The organism is Mycoplasmopsis lipofaciens ATCC 35015 (genome assembly GCF_000686585.1).
GTDB classification, from domain to species: domain Bacteria; phylum Bacillota_I; class Bacilli_A; order Mycoplasmatales; family Metamycoplasmataceae; genus Mycoplasmopsis; species Mycoplasmopsis lipofaciens.
In genome coordinates, this window is the sequence record NZ_JMKY01000004.1 from 113,258 (window position 1) to 132,706 (window position 19,449).

The 19,449-nt window shown below is 25.7% G+C and carries 20 protein-coding genes; 5 read left to right on the forward strand and 15 right to left on the reverse strand.

Annotated features, from left to right (window positions below; all coding sequences use genetic code 4):
- Positions 1-161 precede the first annotated feature (161 nt).
- Together T388_RS0101510 and T388_RS0101515 are read left to right on the forward strand one after the other, a co-directional pair.
- Positions 162-1,577, forward strand: coding sequence for an ABC transporter ATP-binding protein (locus T388_RS0101510; RefSeq protein WP_051586188.1), 1,416 nt, complete (start codon positions 162-164; stop codon positions 1,575-1,577).
- A gap of 1 nt (position 1,578) precedes the next feature.
- Positions 1,579-2,898, forward strand: coding sequence for an ABC transporter ATP-binding protein (locus tag T388_RS0101515; RefSeq protein WP_027120571.1), 1,320 nt, complete (start codon positions 1,579-1,581; stop codon positions 2,896-2,898).
- Between the two features lie 13 nt (positions 2,899-2,911).
- Here T388_RS0101515 and T388_RS03815 read toward each other — a convergent pair whose 3' ends face one another.
- The 15 genes from T388_RS03815 to T388_RS0101590 form a co-directional block, all read right to left on the reverse strand.
- Positions 2,912-3,328: an MHO_1590 family protein gene (locus tag T388_RS03815; RefSeq protein ID WP_051586185.1), complete on the reverse strand. Its 417-nt coding sequence runs from the start codon at positions 3,326-3,328 to the stop codon at positions 2,912-2,914.
- Entirely contained in the window at positions 3,318-4,715 is a 1,398-nt protein-coding gene (locus T388_RS0101525; RefSeq protein WP_027120572.1) for an MHO_1580 family protein, read from the reverse strand. The genes T388_RS03815 and T388_RS0101525 overlap by 11 nt, the downstream gene beginning before the upstream one ends.
- On the reverse strand, positions 4,702-5,046 hold the full coding sequence (locus T388_RS0101530; protein ID WP_027120573.1) for an MG284/MPN403 family protein: 345 nt from the start codon (positions 5,044-5,046) through the stop codon (positions 4,702-4,704). The genes T388_RS0101525 and T388_RS0101530 overlap by 14 nt, the downstream gene beginning before the upstream one ends.
- Before the next feature lie 112 nt (positions 5,047-5,158).
- Complete coding sequence (rsmG, locus tag T388_RS0101535; protein ID WP_036456810.1) at positions 5,159-5,842, reverse strand: 16S rRNA (guanine(527)-N(7))-methyltransferase RsmG; 684 nt, start codon at positions 5,840-5,842, stop codon at positions 5,159-5,161.
- A 92-nt stretch (positions 5,843-5,934) separates the two neighbouring features.
- Positions 5,935-6,906, reverse strand: a complete 972-nt coding sequence (locus T388_RS0101540; RefSeq protein ID WP_027120575.1) for a ribose-phosphate pyrophosphokinase — start codon at positions 6,904-6,906, stop codon at positions 5,935-5,937.
- Positions 6,907-7,055: 149 nt separating this feature from the next.
- Positions 7,056-8,471 (reverse strand): cryptochrome/photolyase family protein, encoded by a 1,416-nt coding sequence (locus tag T388_RS0101545; RefSeq protein WP_027120576.1) that lies wholly within the window; start codon positions 8,469-8,471, stop codon positions 7,056-7,058.
- A gap of 147 nt (positions 8,472-8,618) precedes the next feature.
- Positions 8,619-9,755 carry an anhydro-N-acetylmuramic acid kinase gene (locus tag T388_RS0101550; protein WP_084489751.1) on the reverse strand — a complete coding sequence of 379 codons (1,137 nt, stop codon included), beginning with the start codon at positions 9,753-9,755 and terminating at the stop codon, positions 8,619-8,621.
- A complete protein-coding gene (locus T388_RS0101555) occupies positions 9,745-10,833 on the reverse strand; it encodes a DUF871 domain-containing protein (RefSeq protein WP_027120578.1) in 1,089 nt (362 codons plus the stop codon). The genes T388_RS0101550 and T388_RS0101555 overlap by 11 nt, the downstream gene beginning before the upstream one ends.
- 7 nt (positions 10,834-10,840) lie before the next feature.
- Positions 10,841-11,221, reverse strand: coding sequence for a hypothetical protein (locus tag T388_RS0101560; RefSeq protein WP_027120579.1), 381 nt, complete (start codon positions 11,219-11,221; stop codon positions 10,841-10,843).
- A gap of 25 nt (positions 11,222-11,246) precedes the next feature.
- Positions 11,247-12,707, reverse strand: a complete 1,461-nt coding sequence (locus tag T388_RS03675) for a PTS sugar transporter subunit IIC (RefSeq protein ID WP_051586186.1) — start codon at positions 12,705-12,707, stop codon at positions 11,247-11,249.
- On the reverse strand, positions 12,707-13,015 hold the full coding sequence (locus tag T388_RS0101570) for a PTS sugar transporter subunit IIB (protein WP_027120580.1): 309 nt from the start codon (positions 13,013-13,015) through the stop codon (positions 12,707-12,709). Before T388_RS0101570 ends, T388_RS03675 begins: the two co-directional genes overlap by 1 nt.
- Positions 13,015-13,617, reverse strand: coding sequence for a hypothetical protein (locus T388_RS0101575; protein ID WP_027120581.1), 603 nt, complete (start codon positions 13,615-13,617; stop codon positions 13,015-13,017). Before T388_RS0101575 ends, T388_RS0101570 begins: the two co-directional genes overlap by 1 nt.
- Positions 13,618-13,628: 11 nt before the next feature.
- Entirely contained in the window at positions 13,629-13,958 is a 330-nt protein-coding gene (locus tag T388_RS0101580; RefSeq protein ID WP_027120582.1) for a PTS lactose/cellobiose transporter subunit IIA, read from the reverse strand.
- Positions 13,945-14,823 carry an N-acetylmuramic acid 6-phosphate etherase gene (gene murQ / locus T388_RS0101585; RefSeq protein ID WP_027120583.1) on the reverse strand — a complete coding sequence of 293 codons (879 nt, stop codon included), beginning with the start codon at positions 14,821-14,823 and terminating at the stop codon, positions 13,945-13,947. Before murQ ends, T388_RS0101580 begins: the two co-directional genes overlap by 14 nt.
- 14 nt (positions 14,824-14,837) lie before the next feature.
- Positions 14,838-15,878, reverse strand: coding sequence for an N-acetylmuramoyl-L-alanine amidase-like domain-containing protein (locus T388_RS0101590; protein WP_027120584.1), 1,041 nt, complete (start codon positions 15,876-15,878; stop codon positions 14,838-14,840).
- Positions 15,879-16,014: 136 nt separating this feature from the next.
- Here T388_RS0101590 and T388_RS0101595 point away from each other — a divergent pair, with 136 nt between their 5' ends.
- The 3 genes from T388_RS0101595 (at position 16,015) to rplJ (ending at position 19,433) form a co-directional block, all read left to right on the forward strand.
- Positions 16,015-16,770 (forward strand): MurR/RpiR family transcriptional regulator, encoded by a 756-nt coding sequence (locus T388_RS0101595; protein ID WP_027120585.1) that lies wholly within the window; start codon positions 16,015-16,017, stop codon positions 16,768-16,770.
- A gap of 199 nt (positions 16,771-16,969) precedes the next feature.
- Complete coding sequence (locus T388_RS03685; RefSeq protein WP_027120586.1) at positions 16,970-18,628, forward strand: IdeS/Mac family cysteine endopeptidase; 1,659 nt, start codon at positions 16,970-16,972, stop codon at positions 18,626-18,628.
- A gap of 292 nt (positions 18,629-18,920) precedes the next feature.
- Positions 18,921-19,433 (forward strand): 50S ribosomal protein L10, encoded by a 513-nt coding sequence (rplJ, locus tag T388_RS0101605; protein WP_027120587.1) that lies wholly within the window; start codon positions 18,921-18,923, stop codon positions 19,431-19,433.
- Positions 19,434-19,449 lie beyond the last annotated feature (16 nt).

The window sequence follows — 19,449 nt, forward strand, 5'->3', positions numbered from 1 at the left end:
TTGAATTTGTTCAAGAAAGTAAATTTAGAGAAGAAAAAAATATGGATATCGAAAAATATAAAAACACATCAATCAAAAATCCGAATATTAAGGATGTAGTTTCTGAATATGGTGAGATAAATACAAGTGTTGATAATCATTATGGTTATTCAAAACGTTTTATGAAGCCATTAGTTTATAATTTGAAGCCAGAACCTAAAGAAATGATGGTGGTAAAAAAAGACAAAAAAAATAATATTTTAAAAAGAATAAAAGATTTTTGGGCTAATTTTTTCAAAAGCATAGCAAAAGGCTTTAGAAAAATTGGTGAACTATTACATATTGTCAAAAAAACAAACCAAAACGGTGTCGATATAGATAAATATATCGAGAATGCAGAAACAGAATTTGTTTTTGGCAAAGAAACAAAAATAGCTGCAGAAATTGAAGATATTTATTTAACATTTAAAAATCCTGCCGATCCTAAAGAAAAGAATTTGGTTTTAAGAGGACCATCATTTAAAATTTTTGAAGGTAAAATACATGCGATTATAGGTGAATCGGGTTCAGGTAAATCTGTTATAACATCATTGTTATATGGATTAACTGGAGCAAATGCTATTATTGAGAGTGGTAAAGTTAAATTATATGGTTTAGAGGTTCAAGAATTTTCATTATTTAATTGAGAAAAATCTAAATTACGTGGTCGTGTTGTTTCAGCTGTTTTTCAAAATCCTATGTCCATTTTGGACCCAACTATGAAAGTTGGAAAACAAATTATGGAAGGAATGTTAATTAACAAAATTGTTAAAAACAAAAAAGAAGCAAGAGAAGAGGCTATTAAATATTTAGAAATGACTAAAATTTCAAATCCAGAAGCTGTAATGAATTTATACCCACATGAACTTTCAGGTGGTATGATTCAACGTATTGCTATTGCAGCAATAGTTTCATTAAAACCAAAAATTTTAGTTATGGATGAGCCAACAACAGCACTTGATCCAACAGTACAAGCCTTAGTTTTAGATATAATTCGCGAATTACAGGAAAAATTCAATATTTCTATTGCATTCATTACTCATGATTTAGGTGTTGTTGCATCCATTGCCGATTTTATTAATATTATGTATGCAGGACAAATTGTTGAAAGTGGAACAAAAGAAGAAATTTTAACTAATCCACAGCATCCATATACTTGAGGATTAATTGTTTCTATGCCTGATTTTAACAAAGGCACAAAACTTCAAGTTATACGTGGGGCTGTACCATCAAATTTAAATAGTATAAAAGGAGATGCTTTTGCAGTTCGTAATGATTATGCACTAGGAATTGATTTTGAAAAAGAACCTCCATTTTATCAAATTTCCACAACGCATTTTGTTAAATCAAATTTAATTAATGAAGAAGCACCAAAGTATGAACCTCCAAAAATTATTAAAATGCTTTGAGACAAATATGAATCTAATTTAATCAATATTTATGGTTCAAAAGAAAAGTCTTATGCAGGACCTGCAACATATCAGTTTTACAAAAACAAATCACTTAAATATAATAAAGAAGTAGAAGAGTTAGTTCAACAACAAGAAAGTGAGAAATAATATGCAAAAATATTATGTTGAGAAAAAGGGATTTAAGAAAATTGTTCGTCCAATAAGGGAAGGTGTTGAGGAAATGTTAAATGCTTATCCTGATTCTAAAACTGTTGTTGAATTGAGACACTTAGATGTTGATTATGGTGTGGGACTTAAAAAATTTAAAGCTATAAAAGATTTAAATTTAAATGTTTACGAAGGTGAAATATTAGGTTTAGTTGGTGAATCAGGTTCAGGTAAATCAACAACAGGTAGAGCTATTATTGGGTTAACTCCACATTCATTTGGTTACATAAAAATACTTGATAGAGTAATTCCTAAAAATGTTGAAAAAGGTTGAAAATTTAGTAAAAAACATAAAGATATAATTGACTTTATGGTTAATAAAGTACAAATGATTTTTCAAGATCCAACAAACTCATTAAATCCATATAAAAATGTTGAGAAAGTTGTTGGAGAAGGATTAACAAATACTAAAAATTCAAAATTTATTTATTTAACCACATATGATCAAAATGTTTATACAGATTTGTTTAATGAAATTAAAAGAATTGATCCTGATAATTTACCTGTAAAAAATCTTATTAGAGCTCTTAGAGAACACGAAAAAAGCCCTGAAGACTCTTATAACTTTGTTTTTGAAGAAACCTATAATTTAATAGAACAAAGAGCCAAATCGAACCCAAATTTATATAATAATTTATTTGAAAATTTAAAAATTGCTAAAGAAACTAGACATTCTTATGATGCTTTATCTGAAAAGGAATGTAAAAAAAGATTAATTATAGACATTTTAAAGCAAGTTGGTTTAGATGAATCTGTTTTAGGTCGTTTTCCTTTGGAGTTTTCTGGAGGTCAACAACAAAGACTTGGAATTTGTCGTTCAGTTGTTTTACAACCAAAATTATTAATAGCTGATGAACCAATTTCTGCTTTAGACGTTTCTATTCAAGCTCAAGTTATAAATATTTTTAATGAATTAAAAGAAAAATATCACTTAACAATTTTGTTTATTGCTCACGATTTAAGAATGGTAGAATATATTTCTGATAGAATTGCTGTTATAAATAAAGGTGTTTTATTAGAAGTTGGACCAACTGATGAAGTGGTAAATAATCCTTATCATCCATATACTAAAAGTTTACTTGATGCAGTTCCTTCTATTGAAAGTAAAAAAGGTTCTTTAATCGGTTCTGTTTATGATGCAAGTATGCATAATTACTCAAATGAAATTCAACCTAAATGACAAAATTTAGGTAATAAACATTTTGTTTTAGCAACAGATGAAGAATTAAAAATATTTAAATCAATAGAACGTAAAAATTAAAAAATAGACAACATTAATTTTGTTGTCTATTTTTGTTGTTTGTTAATAAATCCTGAATGTCAAAACTATATTGCTTTTTAATAATGCTATTTCCGCTTGTTCATTTAAAATAGAATGTTATTGATTGTTCATTTGTTTTATCGTAGTAAAATTCAACATTTCCAGAAGGTATATACATATTTTGTAAAATATCTTTTACAACATTAGCTATAAAATCAGAAGCAAAACATGGTTTGTCATTTAAAATTCTTATATATTTATAGTAATTTGAATTGTTTAATTTAGGAAACGTTGCTAATTGATTATTTTCAATAATGTCAATTCTATTATTTTTATATTTTTTTGCAGATATAACTATAATTGGTGTTATAGTAGCTAACCCAACAGTTGTGCCAATAAGTGATCATAATATTTTATTTTTATTCTTCATACAAGCTTTTATTTGTGATTAAGTACTTGTCTAAATAATCTTGATTAAATGATTCATTTTTTAAATATTCTTCAATGTCATATAGATCAAATGAATAAGCATTATCATTTACTGGCGATTCTTCATATTTTTCGAATTCATCACTTTCTCTAATAGATAATTTAATTTGTCCATTACTATAATTTAATACACTTTGTGGGACATTTTGATTTTTATTTATTGATAAATTTATAAAATCTTTTTTATTATTTTTGCCTCCCTCATCGAAATAAAAATTAAAATGTGTAATGAAATCTCCATTAAAATTATAAGGAATGATTAAACCAGAACTCACTTGTTTATCTGTTTTAACTAATTCCTCTGTTTTATAGTCATATTCTACAAAATCATTGTAATAAAATTTTTTAGATTGAATTCAATTATTAGGGTTAACATCATCTTCAACCGTCAAATTCTTATTAATTTTTTCAAAATGATTTGAATCCATTTCTATAGTGTACATAGGTAGACTGGGTTTTCTTTCATATGAAAATAAATTATTTTTAAATTTATTATATTCTTTAATGGTGTTTCCTAATTCTTCAAATCTATTATCATATTTAGTAGGTGAGTAAAATTTTAAAATATTTTTTCCAAATGAGCTTGTTTTTATGTTTGCGATATTATTTATTTTTTCTCTTTGTTTTAAATCATTTAATTCTATATCAAAGTTTGTATATTCTATATTTTTTAAAGGTTTGTAAAACATCGGTAAATCTTTAAATAAGAATTGATATTGACTTGCAATTTTTACCTTAATTTTATTATCTTTTGTATTTAAAATTGGTTGATTTTTAGCCTTTTTTATTTTGTTAATTTGTCAAGCTTGCATTTTTGGATTTTTATTGTTGTGAAAATTCATTGTAATATTTTCTAATTCATCAAATGAGATCCCCAACTCATCTGAATTTAATACTAAACTATGTACAATGAGGCGCTTTGGTCTATTATTTTTTAATTCTTTGTAATTAAAATGTTCACCGTATATTAATTCGGAATTCCGTATTGTAAATACAGCGTTTTTATATTTGTTTAATATTTTACTGTTATCAATAATTTTATTGTTTATCGTTATTGTTCAATCCGGTTTTATATTTAAAAATGTTTCATATGGATTTGATCATGTAAACATCAAAATAAATTTATTTTTATTAAACATTCTCTTTATATCTATTTCGCCTACAGACATATTATAATAGTCATCATTTCTTATGTTTTCTAAAATTGTTGTAACATAAGGAATTTGATATGCATAAAAATCTTTTTGGGTTATATCTATTTCTTGAATTTGATTGGTTTTTGCTTTTTCCAAATGCGTTGGATAATTAATAATATTATTCATTAACATATAAATATAAAAATTCCTCTAAAGCTTCTCTCTTATATTTATAATACGTTGTTTTAGAAAAATATTGTTCAAATCAATTTTTAGATTTATATTTATTAATAAAGTCATTTCTTATTATCAATAAACTATTTTTTGAAAGCAATCTTAAAACTTTGTTTAATTTATTTAATGGTAAAGTTATTTTTTTATTTAAATCCAAATTAGCATTATTAATTTTTTTGAGTTTAGCACATTCATTAGCATCTTCTAATTTACATATTGTTTTAATTGCATTTACTTTATCTTTTGTGGATAATAGTCCCATAAAATATTGATTGAAATTAGAATACATTATTATTCCTCCTTTCAATCTACTTTTTACACTCAGTAGCAATTTATAAAAAATAAAGAAAAAATTGTTCAAATATTAATATTTTTAACAAAAAATTATAAAAAATGTCTTATTAATATTTTTGAATATCTTTTCACTGCAAAGGTCATTTTTTGTTCGTTTCTTGTTTTTTTTGAATTTCGATAATATAAGATTGTTCATTTGAGTAAATGTAATTATATGTAAATACTTCAGAATTATGATTATAAAATTTTGAATAAAATTCTTCTAATTCTTCTTTATATTTTTTCCCTTTAGGTAATATTCAATAACCATTTAGTTTCAATAAATGGTGTGACATCATATATATATTTTTTATAGATGATAATGCTCTGGCTGTAATAAAATCAAATGAGTTTGTTTCTTTTATATAATCTTCAGCTCTTGAATTAATTATTGTTAAATTGTTCAAACCAAAAGCTTCTTTAATTGAATTTAAAAAAATACAACGTTTATTTTGACTTTCTAAAATAGTCAATTCAAAATTCTTATTTACAAGTAAAAAAGGAATAGAGGGAAAGCCAGCCCCCGCACCAATATCTAATATTTTTTTATTGATTCATTCTTTGTTTGTTTCATTAAAATAAGTTTCTAAACAAATTAAAGAACTAATAATTCCATTATCAAATATTTCTTCGATAGTTTTAAAACCAGAAATGTTCATATATTTATTTTGTTCATAAATCATTTCTGCATATTTTTTTAATTCTTCAATATTATTATTATATTTTTCCATTATGTAGGTTTTATCAATCATGGTAACTATTATATAACAAACACATAGCCATATGGCATAAATATAAAATGCATAAATAAAAATTTGTGGTTATTGCACAAATTTTTTATTGATTATTTTTTAATTATTTCTGTAATTTCTTTATATAAATTTGAAATTGATTCTCCGTTTAATGAACATGTGATCACTTTTGAAAGAAAAATATCTAAGCTTACAATTTGAAGTTTTTTAAATTTCTTTTCAAGTTGAGAATTATCAATTGAATCAGTTACAATAACTTTTTCAACATTAGGATTATTTTCGAACAATTCAAAACCTTTTGTAAAAATACCGTGTGTAGCTGCAATAATTATTTTTCTAGCACCATTTTGTTTTAATGTTTCCACAGCTTTTAAAATAGTTCCTCCTGTGTCAATAATATCATCTATAATTACAGCATTTTGATTTTTAATATCTCCTATCACACCCATAACTTCAGTTTGATTAGTTCCAATACGTCTTTTGTCAATTATACAAATTTTTACTGTTTCAGCTATAAGTTCAGCAAGTTTTCTTGCTCTAATAGTTCCGCCGTGATCGGGTGAAACTACTGTAAAACTTTCTTTAGACATTTTTATGGCTTTTGCAAGAGTGTATGCACCTCTTAAATCATCAATAGGTATATCAAAAAAACCTTGAATAGCTGGGTTATGTAAATCAACAGCAATAATTTTGGTTGCTCCAGCTGTTTGTAGTAGATTGGCAACTAATTTTGCTCCGATTGGTTGTCTTCCGCTTGCTTTTCTATCTTGTCTAGCATAGCCATAATAACTAATAGCAATTGTTATGCTATTTGCACTAGCTCTTTTTAATGAGTCAATAAATAATAGTAAATCCATTAAATTATCATTTACTGGTCTCGATGTGCTAGCAATAACAATAACATCTTTGCCACGAACAGTTTTATCACTTACTAACATTGCTTCACCGTCAGCAAAGGTGGTTTTGGAAATTTTGGTTAATGGTATTTCTAATAAATTTGAAATTCTTTCAGCTAATTTTATTATGTTTGGCATTCCAAAAAGAATAATATTTTTTTTGTTCATATCCGCTCCTAAATTGTTTTAATATTTATATTTTACAATACAAAATATTTTTTAAATTTATATTAATTTTAATTTAATAAATAATGAAAATAGTTTATAAAAAAATGCAGACAAAGTTGAAATAAAATATCGGTTTAGAAAAATATTTGTTATTTCTTTATGTTATATAAATCTAGACATTTTTTTCTTTGAATGTCATGATCAACAATTTGTTTTGGATATGTTTGATTATCTATAAAACCTATTTTATTTTTTAATTCTTCATTCATTTTATATGGTTCATGAATATATTCAAGGGGCACATTTTTTAATTGAGGCAAGTATTTTTGAATAAATTTGCCTTGTGGATCAAATTTTTTGCTTTGTAAAATAGGATTAAAAATTCTAAAATAAGGAACTGCGTCAGTTCCGACTGATGCTGATCATTGTCATCCACCAATATTTGAAGCAGAATCATAATCTTTTAAATATTTTTTAAAGAATTCTTCACCATATTTTCAATCAATTAATAAATCCTTAACCAAAAAGGAACTAACAATCATTCTTAATCTATTATGCATAAATCCAGTAGTTTTTAATTGAATAATAGCAGAATCGATAATTGGAAACCCTGTTTCACCATTTTGTCATTTTTTTAATCATTCAATATTATTTGGATATTTAATATTTCTAAATATAACATTATTTTCTTCATATTTTTGATTAGGGTTTATTGCATATATCATGTTATAAAAATCTCTTCAACATAATTCCTTTATAAAAGTTTCTTTACTGAGGGAATTTTTTTGCATATTTATTATGTTAAAAATTTCGCGAACTGATATTTCACCTGTAGTTAAATATTGCGCTAGTTTACTTGTTTTATTTATATAAGGAAAATCTCTAAATTCAAAATAGTTGTCTAAATTATATTTGGCAAAATATTCTAATGAATGCATTGCATTTTTATAACCACATTCATTATCAAAAATATTTGTTCTTTTTTGTAAAATTAATTTTAAAATATTGTCTTGTGAATTTTGAAAATCATTGAAAATAATTGTTTGCAATTTTTCTATATTCACTTTTTTTACAGCTTTTTTAGGAATTTTTTTTCATTTATTATAATACGCTGTAAAGACTTTATAATAACAATTATTTTGATTTAAAATTTGATGAGCTCCTATAAGATGATGATCTAAATAGCGATATATTTCGATGTTTTCATCTTTTAAAAAATTTTGAATTTGTAAATCCCTTTTAAGCCCATAGCCTCTTTCACTAGCATTGAAAAATAATTTGGATATATTAAAATTATTTAATAAGTGTTTGAAAGCTTCTTCAGGAGTACCATAAGCAAAAAAGATTTTAATATTTTGACTGTTTAAAGTTTTATTAAAGATGTTTAAAGCACTAAAAAAATAATCGTTACTTATTTCGTTAATTCTTATTTGTTCGCTATTAATATTAAAAAATAATAATAATTTATCTTTATTTTTATATGTGTTTTCAATAGCGTTTATTAAACCTATATTATCATTTAGTCTTAAATCATTTCTTATTCAAAAAACATTAATTTTATTCATGTTTTTAACCTCTTTTATATATAAAAAAGTATAACAAACAAATTTTAAATCACTAGAATGAATTGTCGAATTTGAATTTAATAAAAATAATATAAAGGATTAAAAATATATAGCTCCTTAAAATTAATTAAAGAACTATATATTTTTTTAAACTCAAGCTATTTTACCAAGAATAACAGGCTTGTTTGCTCCTGTTGCCTTTGGTAAATTGCTTGGTTGTTTTTTTAATGTTAAATAACCAAGAATAGCAAACGAAATTGCTTCTTTAGCATCTACATTCATACCTAATGATGAAGAGTCTTTAACAACAATAGGATTTAATAATGAAGATAAAAATTTTTTAATTAAGGGGTTTCTAGCCCCTCCCCCAGAAAGATAAACAGCATATTTTTTGTCATTTTGAATAATAAAGTTTTTGTAGGATTCACTAATTGTATAAGCTGTAAAATATGTTAAACTTGCAATAAAATCAAACCCATTGATATTAGGAAATTTTGTAATTAAAGTATTGAAAAAATCTTGTGAATATTTTTCTCTTCCTGTTGCCTTAGGTGGTTTTTGTTGATAAAATTTATCATTTTTTAAAAAGTCTATTAATTTATTATTAATTACGCCTTGTTCGCCTAATATTGCATTTTTATCGTAGTCTTGGTTAAAAAAGTATTTACATGCCATGTCAATTAAAACATTGCCTGGCCCTGTATCAAAAGCTATTACATTATTGTAATCATTATCTAGAACGGTTACATTACCAATTCCACCTATATTTTGCAATAATCTTATTTCCTTATCGTCTCTAAATAAAAGATAATCCGGATATGGAACAAGAGGTGCTCCTTTACCATCATTTGCAATGTCAGCAGGTCTAAAATCACCAATGGTGGTTATACCTGTTTTTTGAGCAATCACACTAATGTCTCCCAATTGTAAAGTGCTATATGCTTCATCTTTACAAGGATCCATTAGATGATAAATTGTCTGGCCGTGACTAGCAATATAATCAATCTCATTTTTGTTTATAGTATTGTCATTTAAAAATTTATTGATTGCATCGGCATAAAAGTTAGCAATTTCAAAATTTAAAGAACATAGATAACGAGAATTGATTGGTTCACTGAATGAATGATAAATTCTATTTTTCAAGTTTTTTGGATAAGCAATTGTTTCAAATTTTAATAAATTGAATTTCATTTGCTTGTATTTATATATTTCAACATAAGCTATGTCTAATCCATCTAAACTTGTTCCACTCATTAAGCCAATTGCTTTTACTTTATTTTTCAAATTTAAATCTTTCTAAAGCATAGAGGTAATTTAATAAATCCAACTCTTCTTTTACAATTTTACCAACAACATTTTTGCCTAATTCAATGTTGTCTTGTCTTTTTAAAATAATTTGCAATTCGCCTTTGTATTGTCCATAGTTTTCGTTGCAAATAACGACATCACCAACTTCTAAAATTTCAGGTGTTGAATGAGGTTTAAATGTTTCGTTTTTATATTTAACACGTGACATAGTTGAACGAGCACTATAATCATTTGTATCACCTCTTCTAAAATGATGATTGTCAAACAATATTGTATTTTCAATTTCAGTATTTTTCTTCAATGAATTTTTGTCAAGTTTAAAAGTAATAATTTCTGAATTAATTTCAGACATAGCCTTTAACTCTGCTTCTGAAGCAAAACTGTCTCCAATAATAATATCGTCTATTAAACGTGTTGCATATAAAAATTTTGTTTGTGCAGTAATTGATTTGTCACGTAATATTTCTAAAGAACATAACCCGTGACTTAATTTTCATGGGCCAACATTAGCAAATTTAGATGTAACAAAGGCTGCTGTTTTAATGTGGTTATCATGAAATTTTTTAGTAATATTTGTGAAAAAATCTAGTGATAATCCAGTATATTTTTGAGGATAAAAATTATGTGAAGCAATTAACATATTTTTATTTGGCTTATATGAAAGAATGTTGTCTAAATACTTATTCTCATTACTAATATTAATTTCAATCATTAGATTTTGTTCATTAAATGTCATATTTGCTTCTTTTTTACCATCAAAACCCATATCTAATCTAATTCCATCAGCCTTTAAACTTTTAAAGAATGTTAAATCATCATATGAAGCGCCAAAAGTTGAAAACACACGTGGATTTACATCTAATATAACAATTAAACCTTTTTTATGGGCATATTCGTTTATTTCGCTAAATTCTTTAATAACTTCTTCTTTACTTTTTTCTACACTTAACAAACAAGAAAATACTCTCTTAAAATTATATTTAGCAGCTAAGTCTAAATATTTCATTATTTCATCTTTATCTTGTTTTTCTGGATAAATTGATATTCCTAACATATTTTTCCTATCTATTTTCTTTATCATTTTGTTTTTTATTATTTTGTTTATTTTTTAATTCCTTTTGATGTTGCTCATGATATCTTGCATCATTTAATTTTTGAACTTTTCTTTCACGTCATTTTAATCATCTATCGATAAATATAGCTACTGTTATTCCGAAGCAAATTACAGTTGGATAAGAGGTAGCATATAATACAATTTCAAAATTAACAGAAGAAAACATTAAAGGTAATCCAATTAATAAAAATACTATGAATGGTAAAGGAACTATTATTCATGAAGGAATTTTAGAAAAGATTTTTGTGTTTTTGTTTAAATAATTTGTCACAAGATATGAAACAGTAAGAGCTGCTGATCATGTGATAAAGAGTATAAGTTCATTCATAATAACTCCTTTGTTTTTTGTTCAATTATTTTTGTACTTTTTTTCTTTTAAAAATTGATCTTCCTTTTAATTCTTTTGTAATTCTTGCGCGAATTGCAATTTCATCAAACTCTTGATTTTCTGCTTTTGCAGTTGCAATTTCTTGTTCAATTTCTTGTTCAATTTCATCTCTAAGCATTTTGTTATCATATGCTTTCGCAAATGGTCATCAAATTAATGCTGAAAGAGCTATTAAAATAAATGTAAGAACACATGCTTCTCAACTTAGACCTGTTGATAGTAATGCACCAACTGGTGAAGGTAATGTTCAACCTACAAGTTGTACAGGAACTGGAACAATATTTAATTTCATGCAAATAAATGTTACAGTACCCATTGCAATAGGTGATAAGATAGCAGGTAATGCTAAGTAAGGATTAAGAACTAATGGATAACCAAATATAATTGGTTCATTGATATTGAAAATACCTGGTAAAACTGATGAATAAGTAACTGCACGAATGTATTTACTTTTAGCAATTAATAACATTACAATAATTAATCCTAATGTTGCACCAGCACCACCAATTCATACGAATCATTGGAAAAATGGTTCAACCAAAATATTTGCTCCATCTTTTACATATAGTGAATTTACTTTTAATGAACCTAATAAATTAGTATTGTGATCAAGAGCTATTAGTCAAAATGGTCTTGCCAATGAACCAATAACTGCAACCCCATGAATACCAGCGATTCATAAAACCATAATTAATAATACAACAACAATAAAACCAATATAGTTACTTCCTGCAAAAATGTTTTGCAATGGTTGGAATAAAAAGTTAATGTAACCATGTAAATTAAATTTTAAAACATTAAATAATAATACACTTGGTAACATCACAAACAACATTGGAATCAATGCGTTAAATGGTTTTGCAACTACATTTGGAACTGATTTAGGCATTCTAATCATTATTTTATATTTTACACATGCTCTAAATACTTCAATTGCTAGGATTGATACAATAATACCACCAAATACAGTTGCTGATCCAAAGCTAGCGGTTGTAAATGTTGGATTACCAATACCTTTGTATGATGGACCAACAATACTAATCATATAAGCTATAATAGCAATTAAAACACCTTGTTGATCATCTAATTTATAAGATTTTGCTAGTGATCTAGCGATACCTATAACAGCAAAGAAACCTAACATTGGATATGTTAGACGATATGGTAACATCATAAATGATGCCCATCTTCCGTCTTGTACATTCATAAGTACATTAATACCGAATGTTTCTTTTTTTCCAATTGGGAAAAAGAATAGGATTAGGAATGTTGAACCAATTAACAAGATAGGAATGATTGAAATCATACCATTTCTAATTGCTTCAATATATCTATTAGATCCAATTTTACCCATAATTGGCATAAAAGTTTTTTCAATGTGTTGTAGGGCTTTTTGAATTTTTGAATTTTTTTGTTTAGTTTTCATTATTCCTCCAATAAAGCCTTTACATTTGTTAGTAATTTACCAGCACCAATTGGACTATATTCAGTCATTTGAATTTGATAAATTTTTTTATTTTTACTTTGTGCAAATTCGACCATTTGCTCTCATTTGTGTTTAATTTGAGGAGCAACTAATAAAACATCAAATGTACCTTCGTAATCATCAGCTTCGTTTGCTCCTATGGCATCAGCTTCGAAATTATCGATACCCATTTTTTTAGCTTCTTTTTCAAGTGAACTAATTAAAATATGTGTTGACATACCTCCTGAGCATATTAGTAATACTTTCATTAGGCACACACCTTTTTTTCACAATTTACATTATCTATATTGCATTTTTTAGTATTTTTTTTGTCGGTTTGTTGTAATGTAAATTTAACAATTATTAATGCTAAAAATGCTGCAAAATAAACGAATACAAATGATAATAATTCATATTTAATTGCATTATTATGTTTTGTAGCGATTGCAATGACATCATCTGAAAATTTTATTCCATTATGACTTAATGCCATTAAATCGTTTTGATAATATTTATAAGCAATTGCTGTAAATAATGTTGATACAACAGCAACTGTTGTTAATAAAATTGCGAAAATAATAACTAATAATTTATTTCTTTTTTCCATTTTTGGACAACTGCCTTCTGGACATTTTGTTTTTAATTGGCTAATCACCAATTTAATACAAAAGTATAAGGCTAATCCTGCAAATAAAGCAATTAAGAAAACTGTTGCGATAAAATAAATATCTGAATAATTCATAAATTGATCTTTAATTTTATCTTTAGATTCTCTAAATAATTTTGGAATAAAAGAAAGGGTAGCAACAATTGATAAAATTGTGCTTAGTAAGGTTAATGATACAACCTTATTTAGTTTAGATTTAAACATATTTTACCTTTCTATTTTTTGAATTGGGTTTCAAATTTTTGCATCATTTTAATAATTTTTTCAGCTAATACTAGAGATTGTTCACAACCCATAAATTGGTCTTCAGCATGAACTAGTATTAAAGGCATTTTTTTTAATTCGCCATTTATATCAGCTGTTAACATATCAGCATGCGCCTTATGTGTTTTTTGCAAAAACGATTTACCTTCTTTAATTTTGTTTTTTGCTGTTTCAAAATCAAAATCCATAGCGAAATCAATTGCAGAAAGAAATAAACTTTTTGCTTCTCCACTATAAGAAATAATTTCAAAACACGCTTGTTCTAATTTAGTTTCATCCATAAATATCCTTATATTTTTTTACTGCTTCATCATAGTTTAAATTTTCTTTAATCATTAATAAAGCAATTTTTACATTTTTAGTTTTTTTAAATATTTTTTCAACATCTTTATCATCTGCGTGTGTGATTTCTTTAATCATATTAATACATCTTTGTTCAAGTTTGTGATTAGTTGGAACCAAATTAATCATAAAGTTTTCTTCAACATAACCTAGTTTTATCATTGTTGAAGATGATATCATATTACATACCATTTTTTGACTTGTTCCAGCCTTCATTCTTGTTGAACCAGTCACTGCTTCCGGACCAGTTTCCATTTCAATTGCTACATCAACTCATTTTGAAGTTGGCGAATTTATACTATTACATACAAATACACATTTTGCAGCAATTTGTTTAGCATATTTTAATCCGGAAACAACATATGGAGTTCTTCCCGAAGCACTTAGACCTACTAAAATATCATTTTTATTAAAATCTATTTTTTGTAAATCTTTTATAGCTTGTTCTTCATTGTCTTCAGAACCTTCAAGTGGAGTATGTAAAGCTTTATAGCCGCCGGCTATTAAACCAATAACTTTATTTTTTACACCATATGTTGGATAAATTTCTGATGCATCTAAAACACCTATTCTTCCACTTGTACCAGCTCCTATATATATCAATCTTCCATTTTTGTTTTTTATACAATCATATGCTAAATCAATCACTTTTGCAATTTCATGTTTTTTGGATAACACTAATTTAGGAACCAATGAGTCTTCATAGTTGATCTTTTCAACCATTTCAACCGAACTCAATGAAGAGATATTTAAAGTTCTAGGATTCCTTTGTTCTGTGTCTAATAAACTTATTTCGTCTTTCATATTTATCTAGAAAGTTAAATTGTTCTATATACTAAGATTCCTGGAACTTTTGGTGTTTCGTAAGGTTTTCCTTCCTTACTATTAAAGTTTCTGTCTGTTAGGTAGTCAACAAGATTTATATCAGCAACTTTTCTTAATGTTTTTTTGCTTGAAGCATTTCTATACATTGCTTTACCATCTTTGAATACTAAGTATCCACAGTGAGTAACATCTAATCAATCATTTAAACTAGCAGGTGCTGCTAACATAATTAAATCACCATCTTTAAAGTTTGCACTCATGAATTCATCTGTTATAGCATCAACTTTTAGATATGTAACTTCTCTATTTTCAACAATAGGAACACCTTTAAGAATTTCTTTTAATGTACCATCTTCTTGTCTTTTACCATTTTTATTAAATACAACTTTGACAACTTTATCAGCAAAAGCAGGGTCATTTGCTTTTTCAGCAACTAGATTTTTAACAATAGGTGTTCCATATTCTCAATCTGTAAAAAAGTGTTTTCTTTTAGTGTATTGAACTTCTGAATCATTATATCTTGTAGCTTTTAGATTTGTTAAAAATGTACTAAATGATGTTGCATCTAATAATGCATTTACATAATCTAAAAATGTGAAACAATCAAGATGTTCAATATCAGCAACTAATTGTTCAGGAATATTTTCTGATCCTATTAAACGATTTCCAACATATTCTTTATTCATCAATTTGTCAGTTATTTTAACAATTAATTCGTTTTTTGTTATTGATGGATTCGCTGTTTTTTCAGCTTTAACAAGGTTTATAAGTGAATTAATTGTATCAATACTTTTTTCACTTGTAATAACGCTTGGGTTATCTTTATCAACCAATTTTTTAAAAGCATCTTCTGCAGCTTTTTTAGCATCTTCTGCAGCTTGTTTATCTGCTCTAGCTTTGTTTACTTCAGTAGCTATTCTACTTAAATTTTCAATTGTTTTTTGCTCGTCAGTTTTTTTGTTGCAAGATACAACAACAGACATTGGTAATAATGTCATTGCACCAACTGCAAGAGATAATTTTTTAAATTTCATACTGTCTCCTTTTTTAATTTAAAGAAATATAGAAAGAATAATCTTTCTTATTTAATCATATGAAAATATTTCGTTATTTTGTAAAAAACTATATAAAAAATTTATTTTTTTGTAAAATATTTTATAAAATGATTATATGAAAACAACAAATAATTTAATAAGTACAAGTAGTTATATTTCTAATTTAATAGTAATTTCAAAAGAAGGATCTAATACAAATAAATATATTTCTGAGAAATTACTTTTGTATATTAAGAATAAAATCAAATTATCTAAAGCTATTAATTTTTGTCAAGAAATAGGCGTCAGTCCAGCTGCAATAACTATTCTTTCAAAAAAAATTGGTTTAAAAAATGTAAAGGAATTAATTTTTGTACATAATAATTCGTTAATTCTAAAAGAGGAAGATAAAGATTTAGAGGACTCTATTTATAGCAAAATAGCATCATTGATAAATATATCTGAAAAGATCTTTTTTATTGGTGTTTCGGGCGCAATAGGAGTTAATTTAGATTTTCAAATAAAATTATTAAGAATGAATAAAAATGCCATATTATTGATGAATAAATATGAACAGATAGGAATTTCAAAACTACTAACAGAAAAAGATACAATCATATTAAATTCTGTATCCTTACAACATAAATGAATGATTGATATTATTAAAAATACAAAGGCAAATGTGGTTTTATTATCTTCTTGATTACCTAAAAATATAAAAAATAAAGTTACATACTTTTTAAAAATTAAAGACAATGAGCGCCATGATGGTTTAAGACTATATACAATGGAAGGAAGAGTTACAACATCTAGAATGTTTTTTCATATTTTTAAAAAGTTACAAGAAAATAGTGATAATTATAAAAATTTACAATTAACATCTTATAGATAATTTTGTCTTCAATAAATTAATAGGTAATAGTGTGTCAAATAAGTGTATTTATGCTTTTAATAATTAAATTTATATATAAAGTAATGTTGTTAATGCAAGAAATTTTTTTATTTGTATTTATAAATAATAAAAAGAAGTAAAATTAATTCTTGTTCTTATATATAATTTTTTTGATTTAATAACATAGTAAGGAAAATTCATGAAAAATAAAAAATGGTTACTTTTGAATGTGATTGCGACAATTTTAGTTGCTCCTTCATTGTCTTCAAATTGTATTTATTCTAAAAATCATAATAAAGATGATGAGAAAATTAACGAAGAATTAAAACTAATTGATGTAGAAATGACAAAAGTCAATAAAATAATTGATTATATTTCTACAGACCCTGAGTTTAATTTTTTAGCAACTTCTCTAGAAAATATAAAAAGCGAAATAATAAACTTAAAAAGTAAAGCGAGTTCTTTAACAACTATTACTAATTTAAAAAATAACTTAACTAATAAAATTAAATATAGTATTAAAGAAATAACAAAAAAATATAGAAATGAATTGACTATATTACTTGGTAAATCCGAAAAATTAGAGAAAATATTATTTTCTTCAATGCAAACTGAAAAAGAGGATCTTCATAAATTAAATGAAGAATTAAATCAGTTTCTCAAAAATATTGAAATTTCTTTAGATGATATCGAATTATTTAAACGATTAAGAAACAATTTAAATAGTAAATACATTTATGTCTTATCAGAATTTAATCGATTAAATAACGAAAAACCGCAAACATCTGATAATAATGGTTCAAGTGACAATAGTTCAGAGGAAACCAACGATACTTCTAGTGAACCTATAAATAATGATGAATCTTCCAACACAGCCAATACAGACAATGAGAATAATAATAGTTCACAAAATGATAAAGAAAAAGAAATAAAAACCGAAGAATTTGATTTCAAAAACAAAACAATGTATTTCTATGGAATTAACTCGCCTTCATATAAGGAAGAACCAGATAAATGAGTTAGTGACTATTCAACTAAATTAGCTTATGACGAAAAATATGGTTGATTTGATTGTAATAAAGTTGCTGAAGAAGAGAATCAATACTTTGACTACAATTTATGTTGAGCAGCTGCTGCTTCTAATTTAATTCACTGATGAATAAAAAACAATCAACAATATATAGAAAAATATATGAATTTAAGTTCAACTAGCGAATATATTAAAAATATGCCTAAAAAATATCCAAAAATTCAAAATCAAGATCCTGATGATGAAAATGGGAGAAGCGAAATATTTAAATTCTTTGCACAAGCTTGAAATGATAAAGGCGGCTATATAAATGATGGAGTAAATTGATTTATTTCTGGTTGAACCCCTAGTTGAACCCCTAATAATGCTTCATATTTATCGAAAAACCCTAAATATCGTGCTGGTTTTTTTAGTGAAATAATTCCTGATAATGGAATTAAAGGCCGTGGTTATTCAAATTCTGCAGCTCAACTAGTTAAAGGGCTTAATTATAATAGTTTTAATAATTATTTAAAAGATGCCTTTTTAAACAAAAAAGCCATTGCTTTTTCAAGACCAGGACATGCCATGAATATTTGGGGAGCTGAATTTGATGAGAATGGCGATGTTGACTACATTTATTATTGTAATAATAACTATGGAAGCCAAGATGTAGATTTTAACGGTGGGGCTTTAATTAGAGCTAAAATAATTAAAAATGAATACGGCTTAAGTTATGCGATTCATCAAAACGAAAATGGTGAATTTGAAGGTAAATTAGCAATTTCAGCTTTGACCATTTTACCTTTATACCAAGATAGATGAGAAGAATTTTTAAAAAATAAATAAAAAATATTTAAATATTAGACATCTAATTTCTTCTAAATTACAAAAAATAACAAAAACATGATATTAATTAAACCATGTTTTGGATTTTTGTTTTTAAATCTTGCATTTTAAAAGACAATTTTATTATTTTTTACTTTTTTAATATAAAAAATATTATAGAATAATAACGCAATACATAAAGACAGTAACTGTGTAAACTTAATTTGTTACCTAGTGTATGTTACATACATACTTTCATTTTTATTATTGTCCCAATTTTAGTATTGCTAATTAATTACGAAAGGGGGAAACTATGCAATCAAAACATGAATCAAAATTAAGATTAATGAAAAAAGAAGTTGCTAAAGAAATTGAAAATAAACTAAAAAGTTCTAAAGCTTTAGTTATTGCTGAATATCGTGGTTTATCTGTTGATGAATTAACACAATTGCGTGTTGAGGCTAAACAACATAACGTTGATATTAAAGTTTATAAAAACCGTATTTTTAAACACGGTGCTAAACAAGCTAACATTGAAGGCTTAGATGAACATTTAGTAGGTCCTAATATTTTTGCATTTAGCAATGATGATGATTTAGTTGCAGCAAAAGTTTTAGTTGCGTTTGCAAAAAAACATAAACTTTTAGTTCCTAAAGCCGGTATTTTTGAAGGCAAAGTTATCGATGCAAAAGGTGTTCAAGAAGTTGCTACTTTACCAAATTATGAAGAAGCACTTACAATTCTTGCTCGTTCACTTATGTCACCATTACAACAACTCTCTCTTTCATTAAAAATGTTTAGTGAAAAAGAAGAAACAAATAATTAATTTTTGAAAGGATTTA